Consider the following 14,159-nt stretch of genomic DNA (forward strand, 5'->3'; position numbering starts at 1 on the left):
TTTGCTGACTCTCGACCTGACTTTGGAATGCTGCAATCCCAGCCCGCATTGCGGACATTCGCCGATTTGGTGATTTCTGTTGAAATAGGCGCGCCGAATGGCCGCCAACTCTGTTGCCTTTGCGTGGGCCTGTCGGCGCACCGTCAGTGCGGAAAACTCGGACCTGAAAGGCTGATCTCAGCAGCTTTCGGGGCAACGATCACCATTTTGGAAGGCCGATGTCACGCCAGGTCGTCATCTGGTTCGACCTCCAGAATATCGCCCGGCTGGCAGTCAAGCACCTCACAAATCCGCGCCAGCGTGGCAAAGCGGATACCGCGCACATTGCCGGTTTTCAACAGGCTGAGGTTTTGCACCGTGATGCCGATCTGCTCTGCGAGGTCCTTGGACATCATCTTGCGTTTGGCCAGCATGACATCAAGACGGACAACGACCCGCATCAGATGAAGCCTTCGTTTTCGTCGGCCAGTCGCCGCGCTTCGGTCAGGATCCAGCCAATCAGGTAAAACCCGCCCCCGCAGACGATCAATCCCGCCGGTTCACTGTCGAAATACCAGCTTAAGGGTTCTGCCCCGTTCGGGTTGGTCAGAGACAGGATGGAAGGCGACACAAGATTGGCGCAGAAATCCGCCAGCCCAGACATGCTGGTGCCGATGCCCACCTGCCGCATCCGCAGCCCCACACGTTCATCAAAGAGGGTGCCCGTACGCATCAAAAGAACCGCCCGCAGGGCCGCGTAGACCGCAAACAGACCCAAGGCGACGGGCAAGATCCAGATGACAGCATAAATCGCCCGTTGCCAAAGCGGGACGGGCGCGTCGGGATGCACCCAGCCACTGGCGTACCACGCGTTGGGGTCGAAAAACGCAAACCGCAAAGTGTCTCCGGCCACAAATACCACATAGAGCGTCGCAAATACCCCGAGCACAGGAATGAGAAGAGTCGCGGTTCTTTGGATTTTTTTCATTGATAAATTCTCGTTTAACGATAATTACTTTTCGAAATATATATACCCGCGAGGAATCGCACAATGCCTGATGCCGCAAAGACAAAGCTCACGCGCCGCGTTGTGCTGACAGCTGCGTCTGCCGTGCCTTTGGTCGGGCTGGGCGGTCTGATCTCGCATCTGCGACCTGACGGCGACGCGCCTGCGGCACTGGGGCCAATCGGCCCGTTCCGCGAGGTTTTTGTGACGCCGCGGGATGATCAATCGACCGTGGATGTGGTCCTGTGTTACCCCTACGGCGAAGCCCATAACCCTTACACCGAGGGGCTGGCCCATTATCTGGAACATCTCGCGTGGCAGAACCTGCAAGGGGAAGACACGGACGGAGAGCGGCACAGCAATGCGCTGACGTCCTCCCATGCAACTGCCTATTGGCTGTCCCGCGCGCCCGACCAGTTGCAAGACACCATTGCCCGCCTTGCCGCAACAGCCGCGCCCCTGACGGCGTCCGAGGCCTTTGCCCTGCGGGAGCGCGACATCGTTGAACGGGAATTCGACCTGCATCGGCTCGACGACCCGCTGGATGCGGTCTGGAACGACAGCACCCGCAGCCTTTTTGGTGATGGGCCTTACGCGCGGTCGGTTCTGGGGTCGAAAGACAGTATCGGGCAATTTAGCTTGTCTTCTGCACGCCGTTTGCACGACCAGACCCACCAGTTGTCAGTGGCAACACTCATTCTGCGCGGGCCGGTCAGCCCCCGTGACGTCTCCCGTGCCATCGGTGCGATCAACAATTGGCCCGCCCCCCGAGCGGCCCTTCTGCCCGAAGCGCTGCCACTCTGGCCACAGGCCCCGCTGGATTTCGCCTACAGCCACGTGTCGGGGCTGTCGCGGGGAAAGGTGATCCAGGAGAAGACCTTCACCCAGCCCGCGGGTTTCACTTGGGCCGAGATCTATGCCGCCAGCGGCATTCTGACCGCCATGGCACACAGCACAAAAGCGGGCGGGCTTGCGCGGCCCTTGCGATATGATGCTTTTGTCGCGGCCTCTTTTGATTTGGGGCTGTCCCCACTGGGCACCGCTGGTCTGTCCTCCTGGATCACGGCACAGCCGGACCGCAACGTGACGCTTTCTGATCTCGACGCTGCCCTCACCCGTGAAACGATGCGGATGCTGGACACGCCGGACGAGGCCGCGTTCGAGGCCCTCCGCGACGCCGAAGCCACATCGATCGCAGCAGACCGAGACCCGTCAGAAACAAACGACAGTCGGTTGTTCAACGCGCGGTTTGCAGGTGAGGTTTTCGTGCCCCTGTCGGACCTGCACCAGGCGACGGCCTCCCTGCCATACGGGCGGTTTCGCGCCTTCACCCGCCACCTTTTGTCACCCCGATCCGCCGCAACGCGGCTGGTCACAACCGATTGACCCCCATTGAGAGAGCTTTCGTTCATGTTCCAGACCACTCGTCGTGTCCTATCCAGTTGCGCCCTGATCCTCGGCCTGGCCGCCTGCAAGGACGACAACAACCGCGTGATTTCGTCCCATGTGTCACCGGCGGGGCATGCGTTTCAGCTCATGCCAATTACCGAAAAAGGGGTGACGGATATCATGGTATCTGCGGCATGGGCGACGGATTGGCTCAATAACAGCCAGAACAACACATGGGTGCCTGGTCTGGCCGCCGAGATGATGTTATCAGGCGGCACGGATACCCTTTCTTCTGCGGAAGTTCTGGACCTTCTGGACGACAAAAATGCCTATGGTCATATCGGGCCTGCCTCCGATCTGATTTATGGTGAGGTTGAATTCCCCAATAATCACCGCAACGCCGTGCTGCCGGTTCTGGCTGATCTATTTCAGCGGCCCGTGTTCGATCCCGGATGGTTTGACCGTATCATCGCCCAAACCCGCGATCAGGCGACGCAGGATTTTCCTCTGCACGTCCAGATGTGGCAGGCCTCACGCTATGCGATTTTCGGCGAAACCCCGCAGATGAAATTCCTCAGCGCGACAGACTTGGATGCCTTGGACGCCGTTCAGCCAGACGACCTGCGCCAGTGGCATAAGGACAGTTTCGCAGCCCCGCCTGTGGCCCTCGTGGTGACGGGCGCCGTAAACGTCGAAGACGCAGGCGAGATCATCGACACCCTGCTGCCGCCGCCCTCGGCCACTGTGGCGGAACAGTTTGAAGCGGCTCCTTTGACTCTGCCCGACCGGATGATCTATCTGCACGATCCAGCAGCGGAAAAATCGATCCTTGGGTTTTTGGGCACCCTGTCATCCACCCATGACGGGATGGACGGGATCGATCTGGTGGCCGCAAATCTGTTCGCCGCAGGCGCGGGCAGCCCTTTGTTTGACGCCATCCGGACAGACCTCGGGGCGAGTTATGGCATGTCGATGGAACTTTTGAACTACAGCCGGCTTCAGCGCGGCTTTGTCATCACCGGAGAGATCGACACCGCAAAAATGCGGCAGGCCCAAGATGCCGTGCTGCGGGCCTATGCTGACTTTCGTGCGGCACCCGGGCTCGACGGTCTGGAGGACACGACCCAGCGCATCGCAGACAACATCCGGCAAAACATGGTCTATGTCAGCAGCTCGGCCACGATGATCCGCGAACTACTTCTAGATGGGCGGGACCCGCAAGACTACCATAGCATCGCCGATGATCTGGCCGCCTTGACGGCGAAAGACGTCGCACAACGCCTGCAATCTGCCTTCCCGCAGGCCGGTGATCTGGCCGTCTTCGCCGCAGGCCCCGACCCGCAGGCCTTCCCCGACGCCTGTGTCATTACCGCGCCGGAACAAGCATTGGAGTGCCGCTAGATGTCATGGAACAGTGCGTTACCCTAAAGATCGCCAGCACGTTGAGTATGGCCAGGACACACGACCAGAACATGACGGTCGCTGCAATGCATTGTGAATGCCCGCTTTCGTAGACTGTGGCACATGATTGCGCAAATGCAACGAAAGTCCGCTTTCCGCCCTGTGTGAAGGGGGGCAATCTTACGTGAAAATTGGGAGATCACCCGTCTGACGAAGCCAAGACCTTTTCAAGGCGTGCTATATGGCCATGGGCTTTTTCTAGGGCAAATCGGGTTGCTGGCATTCATCGGGCGGATCTTCAAAAGCAGCCCTCAAACGGTAAGCCCTTAACCTCGCGATAAACGCTGCTTCGTCTTCGGTGAGGCGCTGCTGATTCAGGTGACGCCAATTTCGAGTGTAAATTTTGTGTGCCTGTTCTTCGGTAAGTTCCATGTCTGTCTGGCGATGCCAGCACAGCCGTCGAAGTTCGGGATAATCGAAGAGGCGTATCTTCTTCATGTGTTTGTCCCTTGGGAATGAAAGACACCCATTTTGAGTAGTGCATTTGTAGGGCAGGTTTCGACCGTGGCGCCTTTGGCTGAATGTAATGGGCGCATCCAGCCAGAGCAGTATGCCGTCAGATCGGGCCGAATGCCTTGCCTTAGGTGTCCATGACGATGGCTTCCTTTAAATACTCGGCTTCCTCTTCCCCCAAGAGCTCTCCGAGCGGGCCGGTCACGTGGATTTTCGGCTTAGCAAACGGCGTCTTTGCGTAGACCTCTGTGAACCTTACCCCGGATAAAAAGCCGCCCATCGCCTTATAAGGTGAAATCTGGATGCGTCCCATTTCGAAGCGCTCGTGGGGGCGGAACAGCAGATATCGGAGGGGGCCATCAATCTGTGGGAGCCAATAAGAGGAGTGGTCAGCACCCGTGAGACTCGGATCGATGCCGAACTCGAATAGGTATGCCACTGTGATGGTATCCATCCCGACAGTGACCCTGATGTCCTTGGCGCACGCGCTGTCTAGCCGTGGGGATCGTACGACACAGGGCTGGCCGATCGCGCGGAGGTGCTCGTTAATATCATCAGAGCTCAGAAAGTTTTTACCGAAATTTCGGTTCCCGAAGCCTTGATCCCCAAGGGTGACTTCCGGAGGTGATAACAGCGAAAACGGCTTGTTCGCGCCGCGCCACGCGATCTCGTCGGTCTTGTCCGGGTTTTCCAGACAGGACTCGATAGTCCATATAAGGGCATCAGAAATCCACGGATAAACTATTTCTTCAGTGTTCCACTCTGTTGGGACAAGATGGTGTTTGTAGTGCATTTTAACCGATCGCTCGATTTCTTCTGCGAGGCCATCTGCGGCAACGAATGCCAAGGCTTCTCTCACGCGATCCGCATAGGCAAACGAGCGTGTCTTTATCTGCTTAGACCGAGCGCGAGGGTCCTTAGAGGTACCGAACTTTGTTCCGAAGTTTCTGGATTTCTTTTCGAGCTGGAAGATGTAGATATTTCCCTTTTTCGCTTTGGCGCTCTTCATAATTAGTCCTCCAGGGCAGAAATGCGGGGCAGGCTTTCAATCGCGGCTTTGAGGTTTTGAATCTCTGTTCCCCCGTAGTATCTGCTATTTCCGATGCCAGGTGACCGATGGCCCAGTACTTCGTCTTTAAAGAGGAGGCTGACCTCGGGGTTGTTGCCGAGGGTCGTCGAAATATAGTGCCGGAGAGAGTGGAAACATTTCTTTTTCGGGTTTTCGACCCACTCATCAACGAGTTTACGAAATGTGTATCCGATTTCTTGACCGTGCTCCTCGTCGGCCTTCTGTTTTTTGAACCTAGGAAAGATTGGCTCTTTACTGTTGGGTGATGGCTTCGCGTATTCCAAAAAGCCCAATTCGAGAATCTGGCTATGGATTGGCACGCAGCGCTTTGAAGTGCTGTTTTTTATGCGTCGAACATCGTTCTTTCGAATGTCGATACACCAGATGCCGTCCACCTGAATGATTTCGTTTCGGCGAAGACCGGCTATTTCGGCACGTCGTGCGCCAGTGAATGCCCCCAAGATCGGAAGCCAATAGTACTCGTCTTTGAATACCCGGTTTCCTGGGCGTGTCCGCACTGTTCTCGATTGGCAACCCTGCCAGAGAGGGGCCTGAAATAGGCTCTGAATGTCCGATTTCGTGAAGGGATCGCGAGGAGGCTCAGCGTCTTTGGGTTTCTTCTGCTTTAAGATGCTGATGTTTATTTTTGAGTCAGCCTCGATTCCACGCATTGCCGCGCTTTTAATGAGGCCATTAATGAACGTTAGGTTTCTATTGATGGTGTCTGCGCTGAAACGTTTGATCGATTCTTCTTTCTGATCCGCTTCTGCGATGATTTGTTTTATTGGCTTTTCTTTCTCTTTTGGGCTTCTTCTGTAGAGGCTGGGAATGCGCCTCATTGTGTCCACAAAACTAGCCAAGTGGGATTGCCTGATTTCCCGAAGGTCTCTGACTTCGGTTATTTCCGTAAAGAGATGAGTGCATTGGGTGATCTGATTGATCGTCTTCATGCTCGCATTCTCAGAGAGTTTATCGGATATGTGCAGTTGTAATATATCTGGCAACAATGAACTGTATGTACTTCGAGGTTCTTCTGTTTTTGGGGTTGCGAGATTTTCCCTTTCCGAGGGCGCGGATACTGAACGATTTTCATTAGACACTGAAAACACCGAATTGGCGAAAGTCTTCGAGTCGGACTTCGCTTTTTCAATTGCTACAGCGCTTAAGGCTTCAAATTCGTTTTCGAATGAATCTTTCGAGTTCAGATGGGCAAGTGCTTTCGCCAGAAGGAGGATGCGACGCACCTCGTTGACGGAAACACTATCCGAACTGTCGATCCCGAGCTCTTCTGCGCGAGCTGCTGCTGCGTTCAGGCGAGGATTGCCGAAGCGCCCGAGGCCAGGGGTCGTTTTGAAAAAGTCTTGCCTGTAAAGATTAATTTGAAACTGCCCATCCTCGACCTCTTGTTTGGAGAAGTTGCGGGCGCGCAGTTCAGGATACAGGTTCGGGTCAAATTTCGCACCACCACCGTATTTCGCGAGCAGCTTGAAAGCTTCACCTGCGAGTTGATCCAGTATGCTGTTGTGTTGCCCATAAGTGGGGGCCAGCATGGGCGCCCCATCCCGAGGGGGTGTGTCGCCATGTTGGACAGCAAGGCGGAGGTTCATCCGCTGAACTTCTTCTTCGTAAAAAGTCCTCATGCAGAGGGCTTTCTGGTCTTGGGTCAGGCCGCGTTGTTCGAGCATCGTAAACATCCTTTCACTCTGAAAATTCAACACATGCGCCAAGGACCTCGCGTCTTTTGGGGAGGCAGTCCCAAGTGCTACCTGAAAGACTATCTTACTTTTGCGAAAATAGAGTCCGGATTCGAAAAAATCTTGTGGATTACGCTCAAGTGCGCAAATCACCGAGGTCGGGACGCGGCGACGCCATGAGTAATTTGCACCACGGCGAAGAAGATTGGGGGCGAGGGACATTCCGTTGCTCCTGTCAGGAGCGGAGCGGGCCTGTGTGGCAGACGTGTGATACACATGGGTGTACATCACAAATCACAATCACAGTTAAACCGTTTCAGATCAGCATGTTACGGAAGTTTGTGGCTGGGGTGGTAGGATTCGAACCTACGGTGCGCGGTACCAAAAACCGGTGCCTTACCACTTGGCTACACCCCAGTAGCAGTGTGTGGCGGTGTTTACCCAAAGCCTCTGGGGGCTGCAAGGGGGGTTAGGAAAAAAAATCGCCCAACCCCGAACTTTTTTCTTAATCAAAGACTTCGTCGGGTTTCACGCCCCAGATGCCCGTTTTCGGGGTCCATCCGCGGTAGTCATCAACCTTCAGTTCGCACCACGTGGGGATGCATTCCACGATCTGTGCTATGACGCCCTTTTGAAGGCGGGCGATTTCGGTCGAGCGCAGGTCAGGGTCGCTGAACAGGCTGATCATCTCTTGGTCGACCAGCGCGGTGCGGCGGCCGGACAGCAGGGCATAGTGAATCCAGCCACCCGCGCCGTCGCGGTCGCGGATGCGGCGCCAGTGGCCATATTCGGCGGTGACTTCGACGGGCAGGTCGCGGCGCTTGAATTCCCAGTCAACGCGGTGGGTCTGGCTGGGGCCGCGGCGGACAAAGGCCTTGGATGATTTCATCGACACGAAGCGGGGCAGGGGCAGGTTGGTTACGGGCCCCAACGTTTCGCCGCTATCGGGGATGGCTTCTTGGGCCGCGATCGGGCTGGCGGCCAGTGACAGGGTCAGGAGTGCGGCGCTTAGGCCGAAAGTTGCACGAAAGCTCATCTGCTCGTTGTCTTTTTTCAGCGGGGTTCTTGTACTGCCCCCTATCATGGGACACTCTGCCAGCAACGGCTCGATATGGAAAGATGCGGAGGGCTCGAATGCCATCAGAGCGCTTGAAAGTTGTTGTAACGCGGCGACTGCCAGAAGCAGTGGAAACGCGTATGAAAGAGCTTTTCAATGTAACTTTACGTGAGGACGATCACCTCATGAGTCGCGAAGAACTGATCGCGGCCATGAAGGATGCGGACGTTCTGGTGCCCACGTTGACCGATACGCTGGATTCGGCGGTGATCTCGGCGGCAGGGGACCGGCTGAAGCTGATCGCGAACTACGGGGCAGGTGTCGACCACATTGATGTGCACACCGCCCGTCAGCGCGGCATTCTGGTCAGCAACACCCCCGGTGTTGTGACCGAAGATACGGCCGACATGACCATGGCGTTGATTCTGGCGGTCACACGCCGGATTCCCGAAGGTCTGGCGCTGATGCAATCCGGCGAGTGGGAGGGCTGGGCCCCGACCGCGCTGCTGGGGGGCCGTGTTGGTGGTCGTCGTCTGGGTATCCTGGGCATGGGCCGGATCGGTCAGGCCGTGGCACGCCGCGCAAGGGCGTTCGGGATGCAGGTGCATTACCACAACCGTCGCCGCCTGCGCCCCGAGGTCGAGGAATCGCTCGAGGCGTCCTATTGGGAAAGCCTTGACCAGATGGTTGCGCGGATGGACATCATCTCGATCAACTGTCCGCACACGCCTGCGACGTTCCACCTGATGAACGCACGCCGGTTGAAGCTAATGAAGCCGAACGCGGTGATCGTGAACACCTCGCGCGGGGAAGTCATCGACGAGAACGCGCTGACCCGGATGCTGCGCGCGGGCGAGATTGCCGGTGCAGGTCTGGACGTGTTCGAGCACGGCCACCAGATCAACCCGCGTCTGCGCCAACAGAACAATGTGGTGCTGCTGCCGCACATGGGCTCGGCCACCATCGAAGGGCGACTGGAGATGGGCGAGAAGGTTCTGCTGAACGTCAAAACCTTTGCCGATGGGCACCGTCCGCCGGATCTGGTGGTTCCTGCGATGCTATAACTGTGTTCGGCCCGCCTTGTGGCGGGCCTTGGCGCAGTGGGTATTTATCCCAAGAAAGAGGGGGCCGCGTTGGCCCCCTTGATCATTTTAGCGGTAGACTTGGTCTTCGGTCGGGAAGGCGCGGGATTTCACATCCTCGGCGTAGTCGCTGACCGCCTGTTCGATCATTGGGCCAAGCTGGCCGTAGACCTTGACGAATTTCGGGGTCCAAGGGTTGAGGCCCAGCATGTCCTCGAGCACCAGAATCTGGCCGTCGCATTCCGCGCTGGCGCCGATGCCGATGGTGGGGATGTCGATCTGCTTGGTGATTTTGGCGGCGAGGGGCTCGACCATGCCTTCGAGGACAACGGCAAAAGCGCCGGCTTCGGACACCGCGCGGGCGTCCTCTTCGTGCAGAGGCCAGCTGTCTTCATCGCGGCCTTGGGTTTTGAAACCGCCAAGGACATGGCTCGATTGCGGGGTCAGGCCGATATGGGCCATCACGGGGATGCCACGTTCGGTCAGGAAGCGGATGGTTTCAGCCATACGCTTGCCACCCTCTAGTTTTACCGCGCCGCAGCCGGTTTCCTTCATGATCTTGGCAGCGTTGCGGAAGGCGATGTTGGGGCTTTCCTCATAGGTGCCAAAGGGCATGTCCACGACGATCAGCGCCTTTTTGGTGCCGCGCACCACAGCTTTGCCGTGCATGATCATCAGGTCCAGCGGGACACCCACGGTGGATTCCATGCCGTGCATCACCATGCCAAGGCTATCGCCCACAAGGATGAAGTCCGCGTGTTTGTCCACGATCGCGGCGGTGTGCGCGTGATAGCTGGTCAGCGACACGATCGGCTCGCCGCCTTTGCGACGGGCGATTTGCGGAACGGTTGTACGGCGGATCTGGTTCTGTGCACTCATGGTGTTACTACCCTCTGATCGATCAGCAGGACGCCACCGACCTCGACCGAGATCATGATGGCAGTGGGGCCGGTCAGGGGACCGGTTATGTCTGACAGGCTTTCTGCGGCGACGATATCACAGCCGACCAGTTTTGCACGGGGCTCGGTGGCGATGGTCTCCGCGATGACCTGACGCAGGTTTTCAACGGTGGTTCCGGCGCTGGCGGCAGCTTCTGCGGCGTTCAGCGACTGGCTCAGGATCAGGGCGGCGATCCGGTCATCGGGGGCGAGGCGGACGTTGCGGCTGGACATGGCCAGCCCGTCGGATCCGCGCACGGTGGTCTGGCCGACAATGCGGATCGGCATGTGCAGATCGCGCACCATCCGTTTGATCACCTGCAACTGCTGGTAGTCCTTTTCGCCGAAAATCGCGACGTCGGGCTGGATGATGTTAAAGAACTTGGTGACCACGGTGGTCACCCCCCGGAAATGGCCGGGACGCACCGCGCCATGCAGGACGTTCGCCAGATGAGTGGTCTCTACGATGGTTTCCGCGCCTTCGGGGTAAATCTCGGACACTTCGGGCAGGAAGACGGCATCGACCCCTTCGGCGCGGAGCATGGCCAGATCGCGCTCGGTGTCGCGTGGGTATTTCGCCAGATCGTCGGGATTCTCGAACTGGGTGGGGTTCACAAAGATCCAGACGATCACGCGGTCGCCTTCGGCACGGGCACGGCGGACCAGCGTCATGTGACCCTCGTGCAGATAGCCCATCGTGGGCACCAGCGCGACGACCTCTCCGGCCTGTTTGTACGCTGCGACCTGAGCGCGAATCTGGGCAATTGTTGTGCAAACCTGCATCACCGACCCCTCCTTTGAGCATTGGATCGGTTCTATCTTTCTGCGGTGGCGAGAACAACGCTTGTCTCATACGACGTTGCGGTCGGTTTCAGCCCCCAAAATGTCGGCTGGACCAATCGGCGAAGGTGTTGTTCTGAATAGATAGGATCAAAGAATTCTGCCCGCAGGGAGTCCCTTCATGAAAACCCAAGTCAAAGCGCTGGTCGTCGGTGGTGGTGCCATCGGTGCGTCGGTTGCCTATCACCTGGCCAAAGCCGGCTGGAACGATGTCGTTCTGATGGAACGCGACGAGTTGACCGCAGGCTCGACCTGGCACGCTGCGGGTCTGCTGCCGCTGTTCAACATGAGCTATGCCGTCAGCCACATCCACCAGTACTCGGTCGAGTTTTACAAAACTCTCGAGGAAGAGACCGGCCTGAACGCTGGCTTCTCGATCGTGGGCAACCTGCGTATGGCCCGCACCCAAGAGCGTATGGACGAATATATGCTCTACGCCTCGACCGCCGAGACCGTGGGCGTTCCCTACGAATTCCTGACCCCCGAGCAGATCAAAGAGCGTTGGCCGCTGGTCAACGTCGAAGGTCTGGTTGGTGCGATCTATCACCCCACCGACGGCTACATTAACCCCGCGGACGTGACTCAGGCGATGGCCAAGGGCGCCCGTCAGCGCGGCGTCGAAATCTACCGCAAGTGTCAGGTGGACAGCTACGACTGGACCGGCACCGAGTGGATCGTGCGCGGCACCATCATGGTCGAAAAGGGCGGCAACCTTGTCCCCGGCGACGAAAAGTTCGAAATCCGCGCCGAGCACGTGGTCACCTGTACCGGCAACCACGCACAGCGCACCGCCAAGATGCTGGGTATCAAGATGCCCGCCATCCCCGTTGAGCACCAGTTCATCGTGACCGAGCCCGATCCGGCGCTGGTCGACTACCGCAAGACCCACGGCGAGCACCCCGTTCTGCGTGACGCCGATGCGAAATGGTACGTCCGCGAAGAGCGCGGCGGCTGGATCCTCGGCCCCTACGAGCGCGGCGCGCCCGCGTGTTTCGAATTCGGTGTGCCCGACAGCTTCCGTGCGGACCTGTTCCCGCTGGATCTGGAGCGCATCGAAGAAGAATACATGGCGATGATCGAGCGCATCCCCTCGACCGAGCATGTGGGTCTGAAGGACGACTTTAACGGCCCGATCTGCTATACCCCCGATGGCAACCCGCTGGTTGGCCCCGCACCGGGTCTGCGCAACATGTGGCTGGCCGAGGGCTTCAGCTTTGGTATCACCGCGGCTGGCGGCACCGGCTATTATCTGGCCCAGATGATGGTCGCTGGCGAAGCCGAGATCGACATGGCGTCGCTGGACCCCAAGCGTTTCGGCCAGAAGTGGATGACCACCGAATACGCCGCTCGCAAGAACGAAGAGTGCTACGAGCACGTGTTCGTCCTGCACCACCCCGACGAAGAGCGCGAAGCCTGCCGTCCCCTGCGGACCGGTCCGGCCTACGAACGTCAGAAGGCCCGCGGTGCCCAGTTCGGTGTCGTCAACGGGTTCGAGCGTCCGAACTACTTCGGCCCCCTCGATGCCCCCAGCAGCTTTGACCATGATGCCCGCAGCTTCCGCCGTGGCGGCTGGTGGCAGTACGCCGTGGACGAAGCCAAAGCGATCCGCGAGGGCGTTGGCGTTGTCGATGCGACCGCGTTCACCAAGCACCTCGTCAAAGGCGCTGGTGCGACCGCGTTCCTCGACTGGTTCACCTGTAACAAGCTGCCCAAGACCGGCCGCATCAACCTGACCTACGCGCTGACCGACCACGGCACCGTACGCACCGAATACACCATCGTCCGCCTCAAGGATGACGAGTACTATCTGGTGTCCGCAGGCGCATGGCACGAGTACGATCAGGACTTCCTGATCAAGTCGGCTCAGGACAAAGAGGCAGAGTTCGGCCGCATCGACATTCAGGATGTGACCACCCAGTGGGGCGTATTCGCCATCGCTGGCCCCAAGTCGCGCGATGTCCTGAAGAAGATCATCAAGGACGCGGACCCCGAGACCGCTCTGTCGAACAAGCGCTTCCCCTGGCTGTCGGCGCGTCCGATCGAACTGGGTATGTGCCCCGTGAACGCGATTCGCGTGGCCTATACCGGCGAGCTGGGTTGGGAACTTCACCACCCGATCGAAATGCAGAACTACCTGTTCGACCTGCTGGAAAAAGCCGGTGCGGAATTCGATCTGAAATGGGTCGGTGGCCGCGCTCAGAACTGGCTGCGTCAGGAGAAATCCTATCGCGCGTTTGGCAACGAACTGGGCCGTGATGCGACCCCGCTCGAGGCCGATCTGCCCCGCTTTGTGGACCTGTCCAAAGAGTTCCGCGGCAAGGCAGCGATGGAAGCAACCGGCGTGCGCAGCAAGTGCGTCACCGTTCTGATCGATGGTCCGGCTGATGCCGATCCGTGGGGCCGCGAAGCACTGTACATCGACGGCGTGAAAATCGGTCGTCTGACTTCGGGTGGCTACTCGGTCGCGTTCGGCAAGTCGATCGGCATGGGCTATGTCCAGCCCGAGCACGCGGTTGTCGGCACCAAGGTCAAGGTTCGTATGCAGAACCAGCTGTGGGACGGCGAGATCGTCGAAGACAGCCCCTACGACAGCAAGAACGAAACCATCCGCAAGGACGGTTAATCCCAGTTCCCCTCCGAACCAACAAGGCCGCGCAGATCACTCTGCGCGGCCTTTTCGCTTCGGGGTGGTATGGGTTTACTGGCGGCCGAAATCGGCCGTGGTGACAGACCCGTCACCATTGCGGTCCATCTGCGCGATCCAGTCTTTGGTGCGGCCGACGAATTCGTCGCGGCTGACGCGGCCATCGCCGTCTGCATCGTTGAACTGCAGGTGCATCCCGCCTTCGGCATTTTTCATCGCACCGTTGCCGTGTCCGCCTTGGCCTTGCATGTCGTTGGCGCGGGCTTCGTCAAAGGCTTTGTATTCTTCGCCGTCGATGAAGCCGTCTTCGTTGGCGTCAAAGCTCAGGAAGACATCGCCGCGGCGCTCTTCTGCCTCGGCCAAGGTGACCTGACCGTCGCCATCCAGATCCCAGTTTTCGATAAAGTGCGATCCGGGAACGCCGTTTTCTGCCACAGCCAGAGTTGCTGCAAAAATCAGGGGCAGGGCGAGTTTGATCGTTTTCATTGTGATGTCCTCTTTGGCTTTCATACCTGTTAAACGCACGAGTTTTTATATTCCGTCTTTG

Annotated in this window: 13 protein-coding genes and 1 tRNA gene; 4 read left to right on the top strand and 10 right to left on the bottom strand. The window is 58.3% G+C overall.

Annotation, left to right across the window (positions count from 1 at the left end; translation table 11 throughout):
• Positions 1 to 221: 221 nt before the first annotated feature.
• Together HJ536_RS19710 and HJ536_RS19715 are read right to left on the bottom strand one after the other, a co-directional pair.
• Positions 222 to 440, bottom strand: a complete 219-nt coding sequence (locus HJ536_RS19710; RefSeq protein ID WP_177159112.1) for a helix-turn-helix domain-containing protein — start codon at positions 438 to 440, stop codon at positions 222 to 224.
• On the bottom strand, positions 440 to 967 hold the full coding sequence (locus HJ536_RS19715) for a hypothetical protein (RefSeq protein WP_177159113.1): 528 nt from the start codon (positions 965 to 967) through the stop codon (positions 440 to 442). The genes HJ536_RS19710 and HJ536_RS19715 overlap by 1 nt, the downstream gene beginning before the upstream one ends.
• A gap of 63 nt (positions 968 to 1,030) precedes the next feature.
• On the opposite strand from HJ536_RS19715, the gene HJ536_RS19720 reads away from it, so the two are divergent.
• Positions 1,031 to 2,371, top strand: a complete 1,341-nt coding sequence (locus HJ536_RS19720; RefSeq protein ID WP_177159114.1) for a peptidase M16 family protein — start codon at positions 1,031 to 1,033, stop codon at positions 2,369 to 2,371.
• 24 nt (positions 2,372 to 2,395) lie between these two features.
• Positions 2,396 to 3,775 (top strand): M16 family metallopeptidase, encoded by a 1,380-nt coding sequence (locus tag HJ536_RS19725; protein ID WP_177159115.1) that lies wholly within the window; start codon positions 2,396 to 2,398, stop codon positions 3,773 to 3,775.
• Between the two features lie 258 nt (positions 3,776 to 4,033).
• On the opposite strand, the gene HJ536_RS19730 is transcribed toward HJ536_RS19725, so the two are convergent.
• The 5 genes from HJ536_RS19730 to HJ536_RS19750 all read right to left on the bottom strand — a co-directional run bounded on the left by HJ536_RS19730 (position 4,034) and on the right by HJ536_RS19750 (position 8,087).
• Entirely contained in the window at positions 4,034 to 4,273 is a 240-nt protein-coding gene (locus HJ536_RS19730; protein ID WP_177159116.1) for a hypothetical protein, read from the bottom strand.
• 142 nt (positions 4,274 to 4,415) lie between these two features.
• The gene (locus HJ536_RS19735) at positions 4,416 to 5,297 is read right to left on the bottom strand and encodes a hypothetical protein (RefSeq protein ID WP_177159117.1); all 882 of its coding nucleotides are present in this window, start codon (positions 5,295 to 5,297) and stop codon (positions 4,416 to 4,418) included.
• A gap of 2 nt (positions 5,298 to 5,299) precedes the next feature.
• Positions 5,300 to 7,273 carry a site-specific integrase gene (locus HJ536_RS19740; RefSeq protein ID WP_177159118.1) on the bottom strand — a complete coding sequence of 658 codons (1,974 nt, stop codon included), beginning with the start codon at positions 7,271 to 7,273 and terminating at the stop codon, positions 5,300 to 5,302.
• Positions 7,274 to 7,393: 120 nt separating this feature from the next.
• Positions 7,394 to 7,468, bottom strand: a tRNA-Gln gene (locus HJ536_RS19745).
• Positions 7,469 to 7,556: 88 nt separating this feature from the next.
• Entirely contained in the window at positions 7,557 to 8,087 is a 531-nt protein-coding gene (locus tag HJ536_RS19750) for an SH3 domain-containing protein (RefSeq protein ID WP_176853073.1), read from the bottom strand.
• Between the two features lie 98 nt (positions 8,088 to 8,185).
• On the opposite strand from HJ536_RS19750, the gene HJ536_RS19755 reads away from it, so the two are divergent.
• Complete coding sequence (locus HJ536_RS19755; protein WP_177159119.1) at positions 8,186 to 9,172, top strand: 2-hydroxyacid dehydrogenase; 987 nt, start codon at positions 8,186 to 8,188, stop codon at positions 9,170 to 9,172.
• An 87-nt stretch (positions 9,173 to 9,259) separates the two neighbouring features.
• Here the strand turns inward: HJ536_RS19755 and panB are convergent, their stop codons facing one another.
• Entirely contained in the window at positions 9,260 to 10,069 is an 810-nt protein-coding gene (panB, locus tag HJ536_RS19760) for a 3-methyl-2-oxobutanoate hydroxymethyltransferase (protein WP_176853075.1), read from the bottom strand.
• Positions 10,066 to 10,911: a pantoate--beta-alanine ligase gene (gene panC / locus HJ536_RS19765; RefSeq protein WP_177159120.1), complete on the bottom strand. Its 846-nt coding sequence runs from the start codon at positions 10,909 to 10,911 to the stop codon at positions 10,066 to 10,068. Before panC ends, panB begins: the two co-directional genes overlap by 4 nt.
• 178 nt (positions 10,912 to 11,089) lie before the next feature.
• On the opposite strand from panC, the gene HJ536_RS19770 reads away from it, so the two are divergent.
• Entirely contained in the window at positions 11,090 to 13,591 is a 2,502-nt protein-coding gene (locus tag HJ536_RS19770) for a GcvT family protein (protein ID WP_177159121.1), read from the top strand.
• Between the two features lie 75 nt (positions 13,592 to 13,666).
• Here HJ536_RS19770 and HJ536_RS19775 read toward each other — a convergent pair whose 3' ends face one another.
• Entirely contained in the window at positions 13,667 to 14,098 is a 432-nt protein-coding gene (locus HJ536_RS19775) for an EF-hand domain-containing protein (RefSeq protein ID WP_176853078.1), read from the bottom strand.
• Positions 14,099 to 14,159 lie beyond the last annotated feature (61 nt).

It is taken from the genome of Donghicola mangrovi (assembly GCF_013377535.1).
Taxonomy (GTDB): domain Bacteria; phylum Pseudomonadota; class Alphaproteobacteria; order Rhodobacterales; family Rhodobacteraceae; genus Donghicola; species Donghicola mangrovi.